The 17,991-nt window shown below is 72.2% G+C and carries 15 protein-coding genes; 11 read left to right on the top strand and 4 right to left on the bottom strand.

All coding sequences use genetic code 11. From position 1 onward, the window contains the following. Positions 1 to 25: 25 nt before the first annotated feature. Together K1T34_RS30550 and K1T34_RS30555 are read left to right on the top strand one after the other, a co-directional pair. Positions 26 to 2,767 (top strand): DEAD/DEAH box helicase, encoded by a 2,742-nt coding sequence (locus K1T34_RS30550; protein ID WP_370643410.1) that lies wholly within the window; start codon positions 26 to 28, stop codon positions 2,765 to 2,767. Beyond that, the gene (locus tag K1T34_RS30555) at positions 2,767 to 3,927 is read left to right on the top strand and encodes an SWIM zinc finger family protein (protein WP_220238221.1); all 1,161 of its coding nucleotides are present in this window, start codon (positions 2,767 to 2,769) and stop codon (positions 3,925 to 3,927) included. Before K1T34_RS30550 ends, K1T34_RS30555 begins: the two co-directional genes overlap by 1 nt. Here K1T34_RS30555 and K1T34_RS30560 read toward each other — a convergent pair. Next, complete coding sequence (locus K1T34_RS30560; RefSeq protein ID WP_255638804.1) at positions 3,912 to 4,556, bottom strand: metalloregulator ArsR/SmtB family transcription factor; 645 nt, start codon at positions 4,554 to 4,556, stop codon at positions 3,912 to 3,914. The genes K1T34_RS30555 and K1T34_RS30560 overlap by 16 nt on opposite strands. Positions 4,557 to 4,755: 199 nt before the next feature. Here K1T34_RS30560 and folE point away from each other — a divergent pair, with 199 nt between their 5' ends. Then, positions 4,756 to 5,355, top strand: coding sequence for a GTP cyclohydrolase I FolE (gene folE, locus K1T34_RS30565; protein ID WP_220238222.1), 600 nt, complete (start codon positions 4,756 to 4,758; stop codon positions 5,353 to 5,355). 14 nt (positions 5,356 to 5,369) lie between these two features. Continuing rightward, positions 5,370 to 6,590 carry an NAD(P)/FAD-dependent oxidoreductase gene (locus tag K1T34_RS30570; protein WP_220238223.1) on the top strand — a complete coding sequence of 407 codons (1,221 nt, stop codon included), beginning with the start codon at positions 5,370 to 5,372 and terminating at the stop codon, positions 6,588 to 6,590. A 1-nt stretch (position 6,591) separates the two neighbouring features. On the opposite strand, the gene K1T34_RS30575 is transcribed toward K1T34_RS30570, so the two are convergent. After that, positions 6,592 to 7,836: an alpha/beta hydrolase gene (locus K1T34_RS30575; RefSeq protein ID WP_220238224.1), complete on the bottom strand. Its 1,245-nt coding sequence runs from the start codon at positions 7,834 to 7,836 to the stop codon at positions 6,592 to 6,594. A gap of 58 nt (positions 7,837 to 7,894) precedes the next feature. On the opposite strand from K1T34_RS30575, the gene K1T34_RS30580 reads away from it, so the two are divergent. Then, positions 7,895 to 9,289, top strand: a complete 1,395-nt coding sequence (locus K1T34_RS30580; RefSeq protein ID WP_220238225.1) for a wax ester/triacylglycerol synthase family O-acyltransferase — start codon at positions 7,895 to 7,897, stop codon at positions 9,287 to 9,289. Positions 9,290 to 9,450: 161 nt separating this feature from the next. Here K1T34_RS30580 and K1T34_RS30585 read toward each other — a convergent pair whose 3' ends face one another. Further along, positions 9,451 to 11,124, bottom strand: a complete 1,674-nt coding sequence (locus K1T34_RS30585) for a TIGR04141 family sporadically distributed protein (protein WP_220238226.1) — start codon at positions 11,122 to 11,124, stop codon at positions 9,451 to 9,453. A 504-nt stretch (positions 11,125 to 11,628) separates the two neighbouring features. Between K1T34_RS30585 and K1T34_RS30590 the strand changes: the two genes are divergently transcribed. Next, on the top strand, positions 11,629 to 12,180 hold the full coding sequence (locus tag K1T34_RS30590) for a Uma2 family endonuclease (protein WP_220247496.1): 552 nt from the start codon (positions 11,629 to 11,631) through the stop codon (positions 12,178 to 12,180). A 3-nt stretch (positions 12,181 to 12,183) separates the two neighbouring features. On the opposite strand, the gene K1T34_RS30595 is transcribed toward K1T34_RS30590, so the two are convergent. Continuing rightward, positions 12,184 to 13,134 carry an alpha/beta fold hydrolase gene (locus K1T34_RS30595; RefSeq protein ID WP_220238227.1) on the bottom strand — a complete coding sequence of 317 codons (951 nt, stop codon included), beginning with the start codon at positions 13,132 to 13,134 and terminating at the stop codon, positions 12,184 to 12,186. A 149-nt stretch (positions 13,135 to 13,283) separates the two neighbouring features. On the opposite strand from K1T34_RS30595, the gene K1T34_RS30600 reads away from it, so the two are divergent. The 5 genes from K1T34_RS30600 to K1T34_RS30620 are packed head-to-tail and all read left to right on the top strand — an operon-like array spanning position 13,284 to position 17,974. Further along, positions 13,284 to 14,351 (top strand): acyl-CoA dehydrogenase family protein, encoded by a 1,068-nt coding sequence (locus K1T34_RS30600; protein ID WP_220238228.1) that lies wholly within the window; start codon positions 13,284 to 13,286, stop codon positions 14,349 to 14,351. Further along, positions 14,348 to 15,520 (top strand): acyl-CoA dehydrogenase family protein, encoded by a 1,173-nt coding sequence (locus tag K1T34_RS30605; protein ID WP_220238229.1) that lies wholly within the window; start codon positions 14,348 to 14,350, stop codon positions 15,518 to 15,520. The genes K1T34_RS30600 and K1T34_RS30605 overlap by 4 nt, the downstream gene beginning before the upstream one ends. Next, positions 15,517 to 16,425: a bifunctional MaoC family dehydratase N-terminal/OB-fold nucleic acid binding domain-containing protein gene (locus tag K1T34_RS30610; RefSeq protein WP_220238230.1), complete on the top strand. Its 909-nt coding sequence runs from the start codon at positions 15,517 to 15,519 to the stop codon at positions 16,423 to 16,425. Before K1T34_RS30605 ends, K1T34_RS30610 begins: the two co-directional genes overlap by 4 nt. After that, entirely contained in the window at positions 16,422 to 16,808 is a 387-nt protein-coding gene (locus K1T34_RS30615; RefSeq protein WP_220238231.1) for a MaoC family dehydratase, read from the top strand. Before K1T34_RS30610 ends, K1T34_RS30615 begins: the two co-directional genes overlap by 4 nt. Next, positions 16,805 to 17,974 carry a lipid-transfer protein gene (locus K1T34_RS30620; RefSeq protein WP_220238232.1) on the top strand — a complete coding sequence of 390 codons (1,170 nt, stop codon included), beginning with the start codon at positions 16,805 to 16,807 and terminating at the stop codon, positions 17,972 to 17,974. Before K1T34_RS30615 ends, K1T34_RS30620 begins: the two co-directional genes overlap by 4 nt. Positions 17,975 to 17,991: the final 17 nt, after the last annotated feature.

Below are 17,991 nucleotides of genomic sequence, written 5' to 3' on the forward strand. Positions count from 1 at the left end.
GTACCCCTGCCCTACGGTGCTGGGCGTGGAGTTCGGCGCACTGACCCAGGCCACCTACCTTCCCTCGGACCCGCCGCGGGAGGGTGTGCTGGCGTTGTGGGGCGACGAGGTCGCGGGGGACACCGCGATCGAGCTCGTGCTGCCCAACGACAAGAAGTTCGCACGCACCAAGGTGGACGCTCGCCTCGTTCCGCTGGCGCGCGCGATCCCGCGGCTGCTGGTGGTGCCCGACGACGTGAGCCCGGCGATCGCCGCGTGGTCGGCGGTGGTGAACGCCGGGGTCAACCTCGTGGCGCGCGGGCGGTTGCGGCCGGCGCTCACGGCCGGTGGTGTGGGGTCGTGGCGGGTGGGGCCGCTGGACGCGGCCGACGAGGAGCTGGTGCGGGGGCTCGCATCGGCGTTGCCGCCGGAGGCGCACGCGTTGCCGTTGTCCGGGGTGAAGCGGATCCGGCTGCATTCGCCGGAGTCGCTGGTCCGGGCGTTGTGGGACGCGGCGGCCGACGTGCTGGTGCGCAGCCCTGCCGCGTCCGTCGGGGCGGGTGTGCCGGAGTTCGCGGAGGCCGAGCCGACGCTGGTCGGGCCGGACGGGGCTGCGTGGCTCACCGAGCTGGACGCCCGCGGGCCCCACGGCGCGCAGCTGATCCTGCGGGTCGAAGCGCGCGAAGACGAGCAGTTCGCGGGCGTGCTGGCCGTGCGGTCCGCGCTGGAGCCGAGCCTGGTCGTCGAAGCCGCGACGCTCTGGGACGCGCCCGACGCCGTGCTGCACCGCCTCGGCGACCAAGTGGAAACCCAGCTGCTGCTCGGCCTGCGCCGTGGCGCGCGAGCGTGGCCGCCGCTCGGTCGCGTGCTCGCCGAAGCCGCGCCGACGGAACTGGCCCTGTCCGATGACGACGTCGTGGACCTGCTCGGCTCAGGCGGCCGCGAGCTGGGTAGCGCCGGCATCGAAGTGTTGTGGCCCAAGGATCTCTTCGCCGGCGAAGTCCGCGCCAAGGCGAGCGCGACGCAGGCGCCGGCCAGCGAGGCGGGCCCCGCGTTCCCCCTCAACGGCCTGCTGGAGTTCCGCTGGCGCCTGTCCCTCGGCGGCGACGAGCTGACCGACGAGGAGGTCGCCACGCTGGCCGAGGCCAAGCGGCCGCTCGTCCGCCTGCGCGGCCAGTGGGTGAAGCTCGACCCGCGCCTGCTCGCCCGGATGCGCGCCAAGCGCAACCGCAAGCTCACCGGCGCCGAGGCGCTGGCCGCGGCGCTCACGGGCGAGCTGGAGCTGGACGGCGAAACCGTGGAGTTCGCCGCGCAGCCCGCGCTCGCCGGGCTGGTCGACCGGCTCAAGGAACGCGACTCCGCGCCGGTCGGCCCGCCCGACGGACTCGCGGCGACCCTGCGGCCGTACCAGCTCGCGGGCGTCGGCTGGCTCGCGACGATGACGGGCCTCGGTCTCGGCGCGTGCCTCGCCGACGACATGGGCCTGGGCAAGACCATCCAGCTCATCGCGCTGCACCTGCACCGCCGCGCACTGAAAGCCGGGCCCACGCTGGTCGTCTGCCCGACGTCGCTGCTCGGCAACTGGGAACGCGAGTTCGCCAGGTTCGCGCCGGACGTGCGGGTACGCCGCTTCCACGGCGGCGGCCGCCACCTCGACGACCTGCTGCCCGACGAGGTCGTGCTCGCCACCTACGGCGTGGTCCGCCGCGACCGCGCGACACTGTCCGAAGTGGACTGGGGGCTCGTCGCCGCCGACGAGGCCCAGCACGTGAAGAACCCGTTGTCCGCCACGGCGAAAGAGCTGCGGAAGGTCCCGGCCGCCGCGCGCGTGGCGCTCACCGGCACGCCCGTGGAGAACCGGCTCACCGAGCTGTGGTCCTTGATGGACTGGACGACACCGGGTCTGCTCGGCCCGCTCGACCGCTTCCGCCGCACCGTCGCGCGGCCCATCGAGCGCGACCGCGACCAGACCGCCACGGAGCGGCTGGCCACGACCGTGCGCCCCTTTCTGTTGCGGCGCAAGAAAACCGACCCGGACATCGCGCCGGAGCTGCCGCGCAAGACCGAGACGGACCGGTTCGTGCCGCTCACGGCCGAGCAGACCACGCTGTACGAGGCCGTCGTGCGCGAGAACCTGGCCGAGATCCGCGCGTCGCAGGGTGTGCAGCGGCGTGGGCAGGTGCTGAAGCTGCTCACCGAGCTCAAGCAGATCTGCAACCACCCCGCGCAGTTCCTCAAGGAGAGCGGGGGTGTCCTCACCGGACGCTCCGGCAAGCTCGCCGCGTTCGAGGAGCTGCTCGACGTGGTCCTCGACGAGGGCGACAGCGTGCTCGTGTTCAGCCAGTACGTGCAGCTGTGCCGCCTGCTCGAACGCCGGCTCGCCGACCGCGGGCTGCCCGTCGCGCTGCTGTCGGGCGAGGTCGGGCCGAAGCGGCGCGACGAGCTGGTGGCGTCGTTCCAGTCCGGCGAGGTGCCGGTGTTCCTGTTGTCGCTCAAGGCGGGCGGCGTCGGGCTCAACCTGACGCGCGCGACGCACGTGATCCACTACGACCGCTGGTGGAACCCGGCCGTGGAGGACCAGGCGACCGACCGCGCGTACCGGATCGGGCAGGACCGGCCGGTGCAGGTCCACCGGCTGATCGCCGAGGGCACGCTGGAGGAGCGCATCGCCACGGTGCTCGAGGCGAAGCGCGGGCTGGCCGAGGCCGTGGTCGGCGCGGGGGAGGACTGGATCACGGAGTTGTCCGACGACCAGCTCGCCGACCTCGTGCGGCTCGGAGGTGGGTGATGCCGCCCCGAAGGACGTTCGGCAACACCTGGTGGGGCCGCGCCTGGGTGGAGGCGCTGGAGCAGCGCGCGAGCGTCGACCCGAACCGCCTGCCGCGCGGGCGCACGTACGCGCGCAAGGACACCGTGAGCGAGCTGCACGTCGGCGCCGGCGAGGTCACCGCGCGCGTGCGCGGGAGCCGGCCCGAGCCGTACCGCGTGACGATCCGGATGCGCGAGTTCTCGCCGCAGCAGTGGGACACGCTGCTCGACGTCGTCGGCCGCCGCCTCGGCCACACCGCCGCATTGCTCGACGGCGAGCTGCCCGAGGAGCTGGCCGCGCAAGCCCGTGAGGCGGGCGCCGACCTGCTCCCCGGACCGGGTGACCTTCGGCCGCGCTGCTCGTGCCCCGACTCGGCGAACCCGTGCAAACACGTCGCCGCCGTGTACTACGTCGTGGCCGACGAGGTCGACACCGACCCGTTCGTGCTCTTCAAACTCCGCGGCCGCCCCCGCGACGAGGTCCTCGCCCGGCTGCGCACGCTGCGCGCCCCCGACCGCCCGCAGCACAAGAAGGTCCACGACCCCGGCCTCACCCCGAAGCGCGCGTACGCCCGCCGCGTCACGTCAGTTCCCCGGTTGCCGCCGGTGCCCGACGTCGCCGGCCCGCCCGCCGTCCTCGACCTCGACCCGCCACCGAGCACGGGCTGGACCTCGGCCACTCTCGCCACCCTCGCCACTGACGCCGCCTCCCTCGCCCGCGACCTGCTCGTTTCGGGCGGCACCGCGGCCGAGCTGACGTTCGAGGAAGACCTGGCCCGCCGCGCCGCCGCCCGACCGCTCGACGAACTCCCCGCCCTGGCCCTGGCTGCCGGTGTCGCGCTGCCCGAACTCACCACCCGGGCGGGCGCCTGGCGCGAAGCCGGCCGCGGCGGCCTCGCCGCCCTGCGCGAAACGTGGTCACCGGGCCCGGGCCCGCTCGCGGACGCTCGCGCCTGCCTCTCGGACACCGGCCTCCCCGACCCCATCACGACCTGGCGCAACCGCGTGACCCAAGGCCCCCTGCAACTCCGCTACGGCCGCGACCACCGCTGGTACCGCTTCCTCCGCACCGGCCCGGCCTGGCAGCTTGACGGCCCGCCGTCCACGAGCGCCCTCGACGTCGCCTACCCGCCGGGCTGATCCGTCCGCAGCTCCACACAGCACCCACCGGGCGCGGGATCGATCAGCACCGCGTCGACACCGGGCACCTCCAGCCCCGCGACGATGCCGCCCAGGAACGCCTGGTTGATCCCGCACACCAGGTCCGGCGCCTTGCCCGCCAGCGGGTGGAATGGGCAGTTGCGCAGCCGTACGCAAGTCGGCGTCTCGCGGCGCGGCTCGAATCCCTGCCGGGCGAGGACGGTTTCGGTGAGCGTCAGGCCGCGTTCGGCGCCGAGGCGGCCGGGGCGCAGGGAGGCGCGTTCGGTGGTGCCCAGTTCCTCGCCCCGCTCACCGGCCACGCGCAGGGCGGCGACGCGGGCGGTTTCGCCCTCGGCTTCGGTGACGACGGCGTCGAGGAGGATGTCGGCGAGCACGCCGTGGCGGCGCGGCGGGATGGTGACGGCGAAGTCGGTGTCGGCGGGTTCGTAGACCTTCGGGGTGCGGCCGACCTTGCGGATGCCGCCGACGGCCTCGTAGCGCGAGCGAAGCAGGCCGGCGTCCACGAGCTTGTCGAGGTGGAACGCGGCGAGCTTGCGCGAGATCCCGACCGACGCGGCGGCCTCGTCGCGCGTGACGGGCCGCACCGAGCCGCGGATGAACGTGTACATCCCGCGGCGCAGGTCCTCCTCCAGCGCGGCCACGGCCTTGATCGCGGGAGCGGCGTGCTCAGTCGTCACGGGTCCACGATAACGCCCATGGAGGTGTCCGCAAGTATCAGTTCACCCTGTTGAACTGGTCACCTTGACCGAGACTGGCAATAAGACCAATACTCATGGACGAAAACCCGCCGAACCCCGAGGGGTCCCCATGCGCTCCGGCTCTGCTCTGCACGTCGTCCACGAACCCGACCCCGGCATCGACCTCGCCGCCGCCGCGCGCGCCGCCGGCGACTTCCTGCGGGCGCTCGGCGTCAGCCTGGACACGGAGAGCCTGCAGGGCACGCCCGAGCGCATGGCGCGCGCGTACGCGGAGTTGTTCACGCCACGCTCGTTCGACCTCACCACGTTCCCCAACGACGAGGGCTACGACGAGCTGGTGCTGGCCCGCGACATCCCCGTACGGTCGGTGTGCGAGCACCACCTGCTGCCGTTCACGGGCGTCGCGCACGTCGGCTACCTGCCGGGCGACCGCATCCTCGGCCTGTCGAAGCTTGCGCGCGTGGTCGAGCACTTCGCGTGCCGGCCGCAGGTGCAGGAGCGGCTCACGAAGCAGGTCGCCGGCTGGCTGGGCGAGCAGCTGAGCCCGAAGGGAGTCGGCGTGGTCATCGAAGCCGAGCACACGTGCATGACGTTGCGCGGCGTGCAGGCCACCGGCTCCAGCACAGTCACCTCGACACTGCTGGGCACGTTGCGGGAGGATGCTCGCTCCCGCCAGGAGTTCTTCGCACTCACGGGCGTCAACGCATAAAGGAGTTGTTTCCTTTGCCAGAGCAGGGTTTTGTCATCGTCGGCGCGGGCCTGGCCGGCGCCAAGGCCGCTGAGGCACTGCGGACCCAGGGGTTCGCCGGACGGGTGACGCTCATCGGCGACGAACCCGACCGGCCCTACGAGCGCCCGCCGCTGTCCAAGGACTTCCTCGCCGGCAAGGCCGAGCGCGACAGCGTGTTCGTGCACGAGGAGGGCTGGTACGCCGAGCACGACGTCGACCTGCGCCTGGGCGCCACGGCCACCGCCATCGACCGCGACAACCACGTGGTCCGCCTCGAGGGCGGCGAGACCGTGGGCTACGACAAACTCCTGCTGGCCACCGGCTCGAGTCCACGGCACCTGCCGATCCCGGGCGCCGACGCCGAGGGCGTGCACTACCTGCGCCGCCTCGCCGACTCCGCGAAGCTCAAGGAGACGCTCACCGCCGGCACGCGCCTGGCCGTGATCGGCGCGGGCTGGATCGGCCTTGAGGTCGCGGCCGCCGCGCGCGAGGCCGGGGCCGAGGTGACCGTGCTGGAGGTCGCGGAGCTGCCGCTGCTGGCCGTGCTGGGCCGCGAGGTCGCCACCGTCTTCGCCGACCTGCACCGCGCCCGCGGCGTCGATCTGCGCCTCGGCGTGCAGGTCGAGGCCATCACCACCGACGGCGGCAAGGCCACGGGCGTCCGTCTCGACGACGGCACCGAGGTCGCCGCCGACGCCGTGCTCGTCGCGGTCGGCGCCGCGCCCAACGTCGAGCTCGCGCAGGCCGCGGGCCTGGCCGTGGACAACGGCGTGGTGGTCGACTCGTCCCTGCGCACCACCGACCCAGACGTCTTCGCCGCCGGCGACATCGCCTCCGCGCTGCACCCGCTGCTCGGCAAGCACGTGCGCGTGGAGCACTGGGCCAACGCCCTCAACCAGCCCGCCGTCGCCGCCGCCGCGATGGCCGGCCAGGACGCCACCTACGACGAGCTCCCGTACTTCTACACAGACCAATACGACCTGGGCATGGAGTACCACGGCCACGTCGACCCGGGTGCCTACGACCGCGTCGTCTTCCGCGGCGACGTCGAGGCGCGCGAGTTCATCGCCTTCTGGCTCCGCGACGGCCACGTGCTGGCCGGCATGAACGTCAACGTCTGGGACGTCGGCGACCAGCTCAAGGCCCTCATCCGCGCCGAAGGCCCGATCGACGCCGACCGGCTCGCCGACCCGAACGCGCCGCTCGAACCCTGATCTACCGGTCCGCCGCGGCCCACGCCCGGTAGGTGTGGTCGAGGAACCGCTCCACGCCCCGGACCACGTGGGCGCTGCGGATCGAGGGGAAGATGTCGAACGCGTGCTGCGCGCCCGCGAGTTCGGCGTAGGCGACGGGTTGCTTGGACGTCGCGCGCAACCGCGCGACGAACTCGCGGGCCTCCTCGACGGGCACGAGCGAGTCGTTGCGGCCGTGGATCACGAAGAACGGCGGCGCCGAGTCGGAGACGCGGTCGAGCGGGGAGGCGGCCACGTAGTCGTCGAGGTAGGTCACCGGGTCGCGGTCGGGGGAGAAGATGCGGCGGGCCAGCAGGCTTTCGAGCCGGTGCTGGCTCTCGGCCGCGCCGCTGGTGGCCGCGATGTCGTAGACGCCGTAGTGCGGCACGCACGCCTGCACGCTGGTGTCGGCGCCGGGGAAGTCCGGTTGCAGGGCCGGGTCGTTCTGGCTCAAGGCCAGCAGCGCGGCGAGGTGCCCGCCCGCCGAACCGCCCGTCACGGCCACGAAGCCCGGATCCCCGCCGTACGAAGCGATGTTCGACCGGATCCACACCAGCGCGCGCTTCGCGGCCTCCACGTGCGCGGGCCAGCGGTGGGCGGGCGCGAGCGGGTAGTTGATCGCCACGCACACCCAGCCGCGGCGCGCGAGGTGGCGCATGAGGGGCTGGCCCTGCTCGTCCTTGGTGCCGATCGTCCAGGCGCCGCCGTGGATCTGCAGCAGCACGGGCGCGCCGGTCACCGGCTTCGCCGGCCGGAACACGTCGAGCAGGAACCGCTTGCCGCCCGGGGCGTACGGGATGTCCCGCTCGCGCACCACGTCCGGGTCATGGCCGCCGCGGAACGGCAGCGCGAGCTGCCCCCACGGCGTCGCCAGGTCGCGGGGGCTCGGCGGGTGCGCCAGCCGCTCGGAGTAGTCCGGGCCGAGGGCCTCGGTGAGCGCCGACTCGACCTCGCCGCGGGCTTTCTGCGCAGTGGCCACGAGCGCGCCCAGCCCGGCCGCCGACAGCGCGGCCAAGGCAACCCCGGCCTTCGACGACCGCCGCCCGTGCCGCGCGATGTGCTGCGCGGTGTCCAACGCGGTGAGCGCCAGCAGCTGCGGAGCCAGCTCGTCGGTGAGCCACGCGCTGAAGAACACCGGGATCGACGTGAGGCGGTGGCGCGGCGGGCGCAGGGCCACGGCGGTGAGGCCGAGCTGCGCGGCCCGGCGAGCGAGGAAGGCCGGTTTCACCTTCCCGATGCTACCGCCGCGACCCGCCCCGTCCGCGGTTCTGAATTACCCTGACGACATGCAGCGACTGAGCGGCCTGGATGCGAGTTTCCTCTACCTGGAGACCCCCGCGCAGGTCCTGCACGTCTGCGGGCTGCTCACGCTCGACGGGTCCACCATCCCCGGCGGCTACTCGTTCGCCGAGCTGCAGCGGCGGCTGGCCGAGCGCGTCGCGCTGATTCCGGAATTCCGCCGCAAACTGCACAATCCACTCTGGAACCTCAGCCACCCGGTTTGGGTCGAGGACGAGGACTTCGACCTCGACAACCACCTGCACCGCATCGGCGTGCCGGGCCCCGGCGACGACCGCGAGCTGGCCGAGCTGTGCGCCCACATCGCCGGCCAGCAGCTCGACCGCGCGCACCCGCTGTGGCAGTTCTACGTGATCGAGGGCTTGTCCAACGGTGGCATCGCGGTGCTCATCAAGATGCACCACGCGAGCATCGACGGCGTCGGCGGCGCCAGCCTGATCACCTACCTCGCGGGCCTCGAGCCGGAGGCACCGCTGCCGGAGATCCCGCGGGACAAGCAGCACAACAGCGGCCTGCCCACGCGCGTCGAGATCCTGCGCGAAAGCGTGGAAGGACTCGTGCATCGCCCGTTCGAGATGGCGAAGCTGCTGCCCGAGCTGGTGGAGCTCGTGCCCCGCTGGCTCGGCAAGACGTTGCGCGGCAAGGGGATGCCGGTCCCGTTCACCGCGCCCCGCACGTCGCTCAACGGCACGATCACCGGCCACCGCAGCGTCGCCTACGCCCAGGTCGACCTCGTCGACGTGAAGCGCGTGAAGAACGCCTTCGGCGTCACGGTCAACGACGTGGTGCTGGCACTCGTTTCCGGTGCGCTGCGGCAGTTCCTGCTCGGCCGCGGCGAGCTGCCGGAAGACCCGCTGGTGGCGACCGTGCCGGTGTCCGTGCACGAGCGCACCGAACGCGACCACGGCAGCAACAAGGTGTCCGCGTTCTTCGCCTCGCTGCCCACCCACCTGGGTGACCCGGCCGCGCGCGTGTTCTTCCTCGCCGAGGCCAACCGCCTGTCCAAGGACCACCACTACGACATCGACGCCGACATGCTCGCGGACTGGGCCCAGTTCTCCCCGGCCACGGCTTTCGGCCTCGGCGTGCGCGCCTACTCCTCGCTGCGGCTGGCCGAGCGCCACCCGGTGGTGCACAACCTGATCATCTCAAACGTGCCCGGCCCGCCGACGCCGCTCTACCTGCTCGGCGCCCGCGTCACCGGCCTGTACCCGCTCGGCCCCGTCTTCCACGGCGCCGGGCTCAACATCACCGTCTTCTCCTACGAGGGCAAGGTCGGCGTCGGCCTGCTCGGCGCCAAGGAGCTGGTGAAGGACCTGTGGCCGCTGGCCGAGGCCCTGCCCGAGGCGATGACGGAGCTGCTGAAGGCCTCGCCGGCTTAGTCGGGCATCCGTTCCGCCACCGCAGCAGATCGCGTGCTCGACGTCGATGTCCCCGCGCTCGGAAGCCCGCCAGCGCTCTTCGATCCGGGCACGGATCTCGGGATCAGGAGTCACAGCCGTACCGTCCTTGCCCTCGGGGTTCGGCGGTCAGCCTATCCGCCTCACGTCTTCCGGCGGCGTTTCGCGGGCTGCGCTGTGGTCTTCTTCTTGGCCACGTAAGGGATGTCGGCGAACTTGAGCGTGGCCTGCAGGCTGCGCACCGCCCGGTCGAGGCGCAGCAGCGCGACCTGTGACAGCGTGAACAGCTCGTCGACGTTCCACGCGCGGCCCGCGGCGGCGAGCACGACGGTGTCCGGCGCCTCGGTCAGCACGCGTCCGTCGTCCGATGTGGACACCTTCTCGGCCAGCTGTGCCAACGCTTCCGGCTCGTCGTGCAGCGCCTCGGCGGACACGAGCGCCTGGGTGTAGAGGTGGCTGGCGGCCGTCGCCCGGCCGAGCCACTTCACGTGGATCAGCTCGTTGCCCGGGCCCAGCAGGTCGCACAGCTCGAAGCGCGGGTGCAGCGGCGTGGTCGCGGTGTCGCGGTCGAGGCAGACGTACCCGTCGATCGTGGCGACCTGGCGGCAGTAGCGGTTCTCGTCGTCGGGCTCCCCGGTGGGTTTCCACGTGAGGTCCGGCCACTCGTACTTGCGCGCCAGCAGTTGCGAGACCTGCTCGCGCATCTGCTCCACGTACGTCTCGCCGATGCGGTACCAGCGGCCCTGGTGGAACACGTAGCGCGTGTGCCCGATCGTCGTCTCGAACACGAGCCACTTCGCGACCTGCACGGGTGACCCGGTCTCCTCCTCGCCGGCCTCGTCGGCGCACGTGACCACGCGCCCGGCGCGCAAGGCCTTCACCCGCTTGTCCTCGGGCAGCTGCGCGAGCCGGCCGGTGAGGTGGTCCAGCTCCAGCCGCGACTCGATGTGCAAGGGCCCACCCGAACCCAAGCCGGTGATGCGGAACGAGCCGGCGTTCTCGGCGTCGTTCACCGCGGTCGCGGGCCACGCCAGGCCGAGTGACGCGTCGGTGTCGCCGCCGAGCGCTTCGGCCAGGCGTGTCTCCAGCGTCGGGACGAGCCGGTGGTGGCGGTCGAGCGGCCGCGTCTGCGCCACGAACCGCAGCGCCGAGGACGCGTCGGGCTCGTCCACCACCGCACCGACGGCGTCGAGATCCGCGAGAAAAGCCTGTGGTTCCTTCGCAAGCGGCACGTAGAGCGAGTTGCCGACGCGGATCCGGTAGCGCTTACCCGTCACGCGCCCGTAGGTGAGGTCGGTCAGGTCCGCGGAGCCGGCCAGCCGGTTCACGAGGTCGCCGTAGGGCTCCAGTCGGAACGCGGAAAGCTCGCCACCGCCCGGGATCGAGATCTGCGTGGCGCGTGCCGAGACGTCGAGCGCGGCGCTCGACACCAGCCCGAGGTCGAACGGGTCGAGGCGGCGGATCCCGAACAGCAGCCCGAAACCCTGCTCCACGTACTCGTCGTTGAGCACCAGGTGCCCGGCGCCCCAGGACACCGCGTATGTCCAAGGTGGACGCGGCACGAGCAGCACGGCGAACGGCAGCGTGGAAGAGAGGTCGAGTTCGCTGCCGGTCAACGCGCTCGCGTGCGGAAGCCATTGCGGGATCTCGGTGTGGAACGCGCCGGCGACCAGCCGCGCGCGCGTGCCGGAGAGGTCCACCGTCGTGTCGGTGGTGACCTGCTCGGGCTTGAGTGACACCAACAGGTCGGACTCGGCGCCGGTGCCGTCGAGACGGAAGAGGGAGACGGGCCGGCTGGGTGCGGACGGGGCAGGCATGACCACCACCGAAGTGTGCTGACGCGTGCGAAGGTCGAGTCAGAATGCGTGATTTTCTTGTCCACCCGGTTAATCACGGAGAGCGAACGTGATGCGGAATGGTGAAGTTCACCTTACTCGGGGTTTCCCGCACTGGCGGATCGCGCAATGATAACGTGATGTGGCGCGGAGCTGGGGACGTTTACGGCATCGCGAAAGATCGGTTTCGGCCCAGCTCAGACGTCCAACGGGTAATCCATTGGTGTCGTATTACCCTACCTGGAATGGCCATTTTGGGAATTCGCTCACATAACTCGAACGGCCCTGTCGAAGGGGGTTCTCCTGGGCTGTTCGAGTCTGTTTCTCCGCATTTTCGTGACCCTGCGTGACGGCGAACGCCGGACGGTGCGTGGACGAATAGGCCGCCCGGGTTTCCCGCCCGCCGGAGGACGGTTCGCGCTGCCGCGTGTGTCCGTCTACGCTGGCCTAGTCGTTTTCCGATCGGCCCGTCCTGGGGGCAGCATGATGACAGTCCCGTCGTTCGCACACGGCGACCGTCTCACCCGTCGGGACCTGGAGGCGATCACGGATGAACGCCATCGATACGAACTGGTGGACGGGACGCTTCTGGTGAGCCCCTCCCCGCGTCCGCTGCACCAAAGGGTCGTCGCGCGCCTGCTCGCGGCGCTCAGCCCGGTGTGCCCCGCGGATTGCGAGGTGCTCCCCGCACCGGTCGACGTCGTGCTCGACGAGTTCACCGTGATGATCCCCGACGTGGTGGTCGGCCGGCGCGAGACCTTCACCGAGCGCGCGCTCGTGGGCGTGCCAGTGCTCGCGGTGGAGGTCGTTTCCCCGTCCAGCCGCTACATCGACCGCCACCTCAAGCCCGCCCGCCTCGCCGCGGCCGGCTGCCCGTTCTACTGGGTCATCGAGCCCAATGAGCCCACGCTCAGCTGTTTTCGCCTGGAGGGCACCGAATTCGTGCTCGACGCCGAGGCCACCGGCGACGAGACCGTGCACCTCGAGGTGCCCTACCGGATCTCCCTCAGCCCCGCGGACTTGGTTTCCAGGTACTGATCTTCACGCCGAGTCGGGTTCTTCTTCGCGCACCCGGGCGGTTTCCTCGTCGGCGATCGCCGCGTGCACCGACGTGCACGCCGCCATCAGCGCGGGCACGAACTGGTTTGCCGCGAGCACGCACGCCGTGTGCCCGGCGGGGATCTCGTACGTCGCCGCGCCCGGGATGCGCCGGGCCAGTGACCGCTGGTGCGCCGGCGCGATGAAGCCGTCGCGGCTGGTCACGACCACCGACGTCGGCACGCGCAGCCTGTGCAGCCACGGCGCGGAGTCGAAGCGGCCGATCTCGTCGAGCGCGACGGCGATGGCCCAGGGGCTCGTGGACCGGAACTCGGCGAGCGCCCACCGGTGGTCTTCCAGGCGCGCGAGCCGTTCGCGGCGCGGGTCGCCGGGTACGAGGCCGATCTTGGCCTGGTCGCGCATGAGCTGCAGCGTGCGCCCGAACAGGTCGAGCGCCACGCGCTGGCGCACGCCGCGGCGGAAGTAGCTCGCCGTCGAGCACAGGACGAGCCCGCTCACGCGCTCGCGCTGCTGGTAGGCGACCATCTGCCCGACCATGCCGCCCATCGAGTAGCCGGCGATCATGAACCGGTCGATGCCGAGCGCGTCGGCCACCGCCACGACGTCGTCGGCGCAGTCCTGCAGCGTGAACTGGTGGGAGCGAATGCCCTGCCCGTGCCAGCGCTGGTCGAACACGACCACGCGGTAGTGCGCGGAAAGCCGGTCCAGCACGGGGTACCAGGTCAGCAGGCCGGTGCAGGCCACGGAGTGCAGCAGGATGATCGCGGGCGCCTGGCGCGGGCCGACGTCGACCACCACGGTCTGGCCGCGGCCCGGCAGCGAAAGCGGCTCCGGGTCCGGCACCCCGGCCGTGGGCGGGATCGTGGCCAGCTTCCGGGTCGCCTGCCAGCCGACGTCGCCCAGCGCGCCTAGGAGAACCTGTTCCGCACCCACGTCGACTCGGCACCCCTCTTTGCTCGACGGCCTGTTCCGCTTCTGGCGTACCCGGTTGCCGAGGCCACCGGGGGTTGCCGATCCCGCCCCTTCAGGTTAAGACTAGAACGTGTTCCACTTGTGGCGGCCATCCGGAGGGAGGGACCGGCGTGGACTTCACCCCAGACGATACGCAGGCCGAGATCGCCGCGCTGACCGCAAGGGTGCTCGGCAAATCCGCCGACCCCGCCGAGCAGTGGCGCGCGCTGGCCGGCGCCGGGCTGCTCGCGCTCGCCCTGCCCGCGGACCTCGGGGGCGACGGGCTCGGGGTCGCGGAGGTCGCCGCCGTGCTGACCGAAGTCGGCCGCGCGGCCGCCGCAGTGCCCGCGTATCCCGTGCTGGCGCTGGGCGTGCTGCCCGTCGAGACGCTCGGCACGCCGCGCCAGCGCGCCCGGCTGCTGCCGCCCGTCGCGGCCGGCGACGAGGTGCTCACGGCAGCGTTGCACGAGCCGTCCGCGCCGCTCACGACCGTTCCCGGCACCGTCGCGGAGGCCGCCGACGGAGTGTGGCAGCTCACCGGCGTGAAGACGGGCGTGCCGTACGCCGCGGACGCCACGCGGATCCTCACCCCGGTCGCGCTGCCGGGTGGCACCGCCGTCGCGCTGGTCGACCCGCGCGCCGACGGCGTCGAGCTCGTCCGCACGCCCAGCTCCAGTGGCTCACCCGAGTACACCGTGCGGCTGGCCGGCGTGCGGCTCGCCGACACGGAGTTCCTGCGCGACCGCTCGCCCGGCCACGCCGTCGCCACGCTGCACCGGTTCGCGCTCGCGGGCGCGCTGGCGCTCGGTGACGGGCTGCTGGCCGGCGCGCTCGCCCTGACTTCGCGCCACGTCGCCGAACGCACGCAGTTCGGCCGTCCGCTGGCCGCGTTCCAGGCCGTGGCCCAGCAGATCGCCGACGTCTACGTGGCCGCCCGGACCGTGCACCTGGCCGCGACGTCGGCCGGGTGGCGGCTGGCGGCGGGCCTCGACGCCGACACGGAGCTCGACGTCGCCGCCTACTGGCTCACCGACCAGGCGCCCGCGGCGTTGGCGACGTGCCACCACCTGCACGGCGGCCTCGGCGTCGACCGCGAGTACCCGCTGCACCGCTACTCCTCGGCGGTGAAGGACCTCGGCCGGGCGCTCGGCGGCGCCGCGCACCGGCTGGGCCGGCTGGGGGAGCGGGTGGCCGGGTGAGCACGCACATCGAGCTGACCGCCGCGCAGCAGGCGTTGCGCACCGAGCTGCGGGAGTACTTCGCGGGCCTGCTGACGCCCGAGGAACGCCGGGCGCTGCTGCGGGAGCGCCACGGGCCGGTGTACCGCGAGGTCGTGCGGCGCCTGGGCCGCGACGGCAAGCTCGGCGTCGGCTGGCCGAAGCGCTACGGCGGCCAGGGGTTCGGCGAGATCGAGCAACACCTGTTCGTGGACGAGGCCGCACGCGCCGACGTGCAGCTGCCGTCGGTGACGCTGCAGACGGTGGGCCCGACGCTGCAGGAGTTCGGCACCGAGGAGCAGAAGACGCGGTTCCTGCCGCGGATCCTCGCGGGCGAGATCCACTTCGCCATCGGCTACACCGAACCCGAGGCGGGCACGGACCTGGCTTCGCTGCGGACCCGCGCGGTCCGTGAAGGCGACGAGTACGTGGTCAACGGCCAGAAGATCTTCACCACCGGCGGCCACGACGCGGACTACATCTGGCTCGCCGTGCGGACCTCGCCGGACGCACCCAAGCACAAGGGCATCTCGATCCTCGTCGTCGACACGCGCGACCCCGGCTACTCGTGGACGCCGATCATCACCTGCGACGGCGCCCACCACGTGAACGCCACCTACTACGAGAACGTCCGCGTGCCGGCGGACCTGCTGGTGGGCCGCGAGAACGAGGGCTGGCGGCTGATCACCACGCAGCTCAACCACGAGCGCGTGATGCTCGGCCCGGCCGGGCGGATCGGCGGGCTGCACGACCGGGTGTGGGCGTGGGCCGCCGCGCGCCGCACCCCGGACGGCCTGCCGTTGCTCGACCTGCCGGACGTGCGCGCGGTGCTGGCCGAGACGTTCGCGGTGGCGCGGGTGAACGAGCTGCTCAACTGGCAGGTTTCTTCGGGGACGGGCCCGGTCGCGGTGGCCGACGCTTCGGCGACGAAGGTGTTCGCCTCCGAGCGCATCCAGCGGATCGGGCGGCTGCTGGAAGAGCTCGTGGGGCGCCACGGCGACCTCGCCGACCCGGAGACGGCCGAGCTCGCCGAGTGGCTCGACGTGCTGGCCAAACGCAACCTGGTGCTGACGTTCGGCGGAGGCGTCGGCGAGATCCAGCGCGAGCTGATCGCCTCCGCCGGGCTGGGACTGCCGAGGGTGCCGCGATGACGACGATCGAGGAAGCCGCCGCGAAGATCGCCGCCGCGGGGCCGTGCGCGCCGCGGCTCGCGCGCGACCCGGTGAACCAGGCCATGGTGAACAACTGGGTGGAGGCGATCGGGGACGCCAATCCCGTCTACGTCGATCCCGCCGTCGCGTCGGCTTCCGTCCACAAGGGACTGGTGGCACCGCCGGCGATGGCGCAGGTGTGGACGATGGCGGGGCTGCACGGCGGGCGCGCGGACGACGACCCGATGGGCGCGATCATGGCGGTGCTCGACGAAGCCGGGTACACGTCCGTCGTCGCGACGAACTCCGACCAGACCTACCACCGCTATCTGCGGCCGGGGGAGCGCGTCGCGGCCACGACGGAGCTGCTGGACGTCGCCGGGCCGAAGCGCACGGCGTTGGGTGAGGGCTGGTTCGTGACCACGCGGACGTCGTGGACGGTGGACGGCGAGCCCGTGGCGGACATGGTGTTCCGGGTGCTGAAGTTCCGGCCGGTCCCGGCCGAACCGGCCGCGCCCGTGCTGCGGCCGGTGATCAGCCGGGACACGGAGTTCTTCTGGGCCGGTCTGTCCGACGGCGAGCTGCGCATCCAGCGGTGGGGCGACACGCTGCGGCACCCGCCGGGTCCGATGCCGCCCGACGGTTCGCTGGAGGCGACACCGGACTACGTCGTCGCGAGCGGGCGCGGCACGGTCTACAGCTACGTCGTGCACCACCACCCGCCGGTGCCGGGCAAGCGGCTGCCGTTCGTGGTGGCCCTGGTGGAGCTGGAGGAAGGCGTGCGCGTGATGGCGGAGCTGCTCGACGTGGCGCCGGACGAGGTGCGGGTCGGGCTGCCGGTGGTCGCCGCGTTCGTGCGGGTGGACGACGAGCTGACCTTGCCGGCGTGGCGGGTGGCGCGATGAGTGACGTGGTGCCGTCGTTGCGGATCGAGGCGACGACGACGTTCGTGGTCAGCACCGCGCTCGCGACCCGCGACTTCCAGGACGTGCACCACGACCGCGACGCCGCCGTCGCCCGGGGTTCGAAGGACATTTTCCTCAACATCCTCACCGACACCGGTCTCGTGCAACGGTTCGTGAGCGAGTGGGCCGGGCCTGAGGCGCTGATCCGCTCGATCAAGATCCGCCTCGGCGTGCCGTGTTACGCGGGGGACACGCTCACCTTTACCGGTCACGTTGTTTCCCGCTCCGGCGACGACGTCGAGCTCGCCGTGTCCGCCATCGGCAGCCTGGGCGAACACCTGACCGGCACGGTAACCCTCACTATGCCTGGTGGTGCGTCGTGACGTTGGCGGGCTCGGCGGCGATCGCCGGAATCGGGGCCACGGAGTTCTCGAAGGATTCGGGCCGCAGCGAACTCCGGTTGGCAGCCGAATGCGTGACGCACGCGCTGGCAGACGCCGGCCTGACGGCGTCCGAAGTGGACGGACTGGTGTCGTTCACGATGGACGGCACCGCGGAGATCGCGCTGGCCCGCGAGCTCGGCATCCCGGAGCTCAAGTTCTTCAGCCGCATCCACTACGGCGGCGGCGCCGCGGCCGCGACCGTGCAGCAGGCCGCGATGGCCGTGGCCACCGGTGTCGCCGACGTGGTGGTGGCGTACCGGGCCTTCAACGAACGCTCCGAACAGCGCTTCGGCCGAGTGTCGGCCGCCGCGGCGACGCAGGTGAACTCGTCCGGTGTGGACAACGCGTTCCACTACCCGATGGGCATCGCGACGCCGGCCGCCACCGTCGCCATGATCGCGCGCCGCTACCTGCACGACTACGGCGCCACGAGCGAGGACTTCGGCCGCGTCGCCGTGGTGGATCGCGCGCACGCCGCGACCAACCCGGCGGCGTGGTTCCACGGCCGGCCGATCACGCTCGCCGAGCACCAGGCGTCGCGCTGGGTCGCGGAACCGCTGCACCTGCTCGACTGCTGCCAGGAGAGCGACGGCGGGGTGGCGCTGGTCGTCACGAGCGTCGAGCGCGCGCTCGACCTACGCCACGCGCCGGCCGTGGTCGCGGCGGCGGCGCAGGGGAGCGGGCCGGACCAGTACGTGATGACCAGCTACTACCGCGACGACCTCGCTGCGCTGCCCGAGATGGGCGTGGTGGGCCGGCAGCTGTGGGCGCGGTCGGGACTCGGACCGTCCGATGTGGACGTCGCGGTGCTCTACGACCACTTCACCCCGTACGTGCTGATGCAGCTCGAGGAGCTGGGCTTCTGCGGCCGCGGCGAGGCGAAGGACTTCATCGCCGGCTACACCCTGACGCTGGACGGCGCGCTGCCGCTCAACCCGCACGGCGGGCAGCTCGGCGAGGCCTACATCCACGGCATGAACGGCATCGCCGAGGCCGTGCGCCAGATCCGCGGCACGGCCGTGAACCAGGTGCGCGACGCCGAGACTGTGCTGGTGACCGCGGGCACCGGCGTCCCGACCAGTGGACTGGTCTTGACTCGTCACTGAGCGCGACAAATACCCTG

This window comes from Amycolatopsis sp. DSM 110486, from assembly GCF_019468465.1.
In the GTDB taxonomy this organism is placed as follows: Bacteria; Actinomycetota; Actinomycetes; order Mycobacteriales; family Pseudonocardiaceae; genus Amycolatopsis.

Coding starts and splice junctions, on each gene's coding strand:
- K1T34_RS30555 (WP_220238221.1), top strand. CDS start 2,767: ATGCCGCCCCGAAGGACGTTCGGCAACACCTGGTGGGGCCGCGCCTGG.
- K1T34_RS30560 (WP_255638804.1), bottom strand. CDS start 4,556: ATGTACACGTTCATCCGCGGCTCGGTGCGGCCCGTCACGCGCGACGAG.
- folE (WP_220238222.1), top strand. CDS start 4,756: ATGCGCTCCGGCTCTGCTCTGCACGTCGTCCACGAACCCGACCCCGGC.
- K1T34_RS30580 (WP_220238225.1), top strand. CDS start 7,895: ATGCAGCGACTGAGCGGCCTGGATGCGAGTTTCCTCTACCTGGAGACC.
- K1T34_RS30585 (WP_220238226.1), bottom strand. CDS start 11,124: ATGCCTGCCCCGTCCGCACCCAGCCGGCCCGTCTCCCTCTTCCGTCTC.
- K1T34_RS30590 (WP_220247496.1), top strand. CDS start 11,629: ATGACAGTCCCGTCGTTCGCACACGGCGACCGTCTCACCCGTCGGGAC.
- K1T34_RS30610 (WP_220238230.1), top strand. CDS start 15,517: ATGACGACGATCGAGGAAGCCGCCGCGAAGATCGCCGCCGCGGGGCCG.
- K1T34_RS30615 (WP_220238231.1), top strand. CDS start 16,422: ATGAGTGACGTGGTGCCGTCGTTGCGGATCGAGGCGACGACGACGTTC.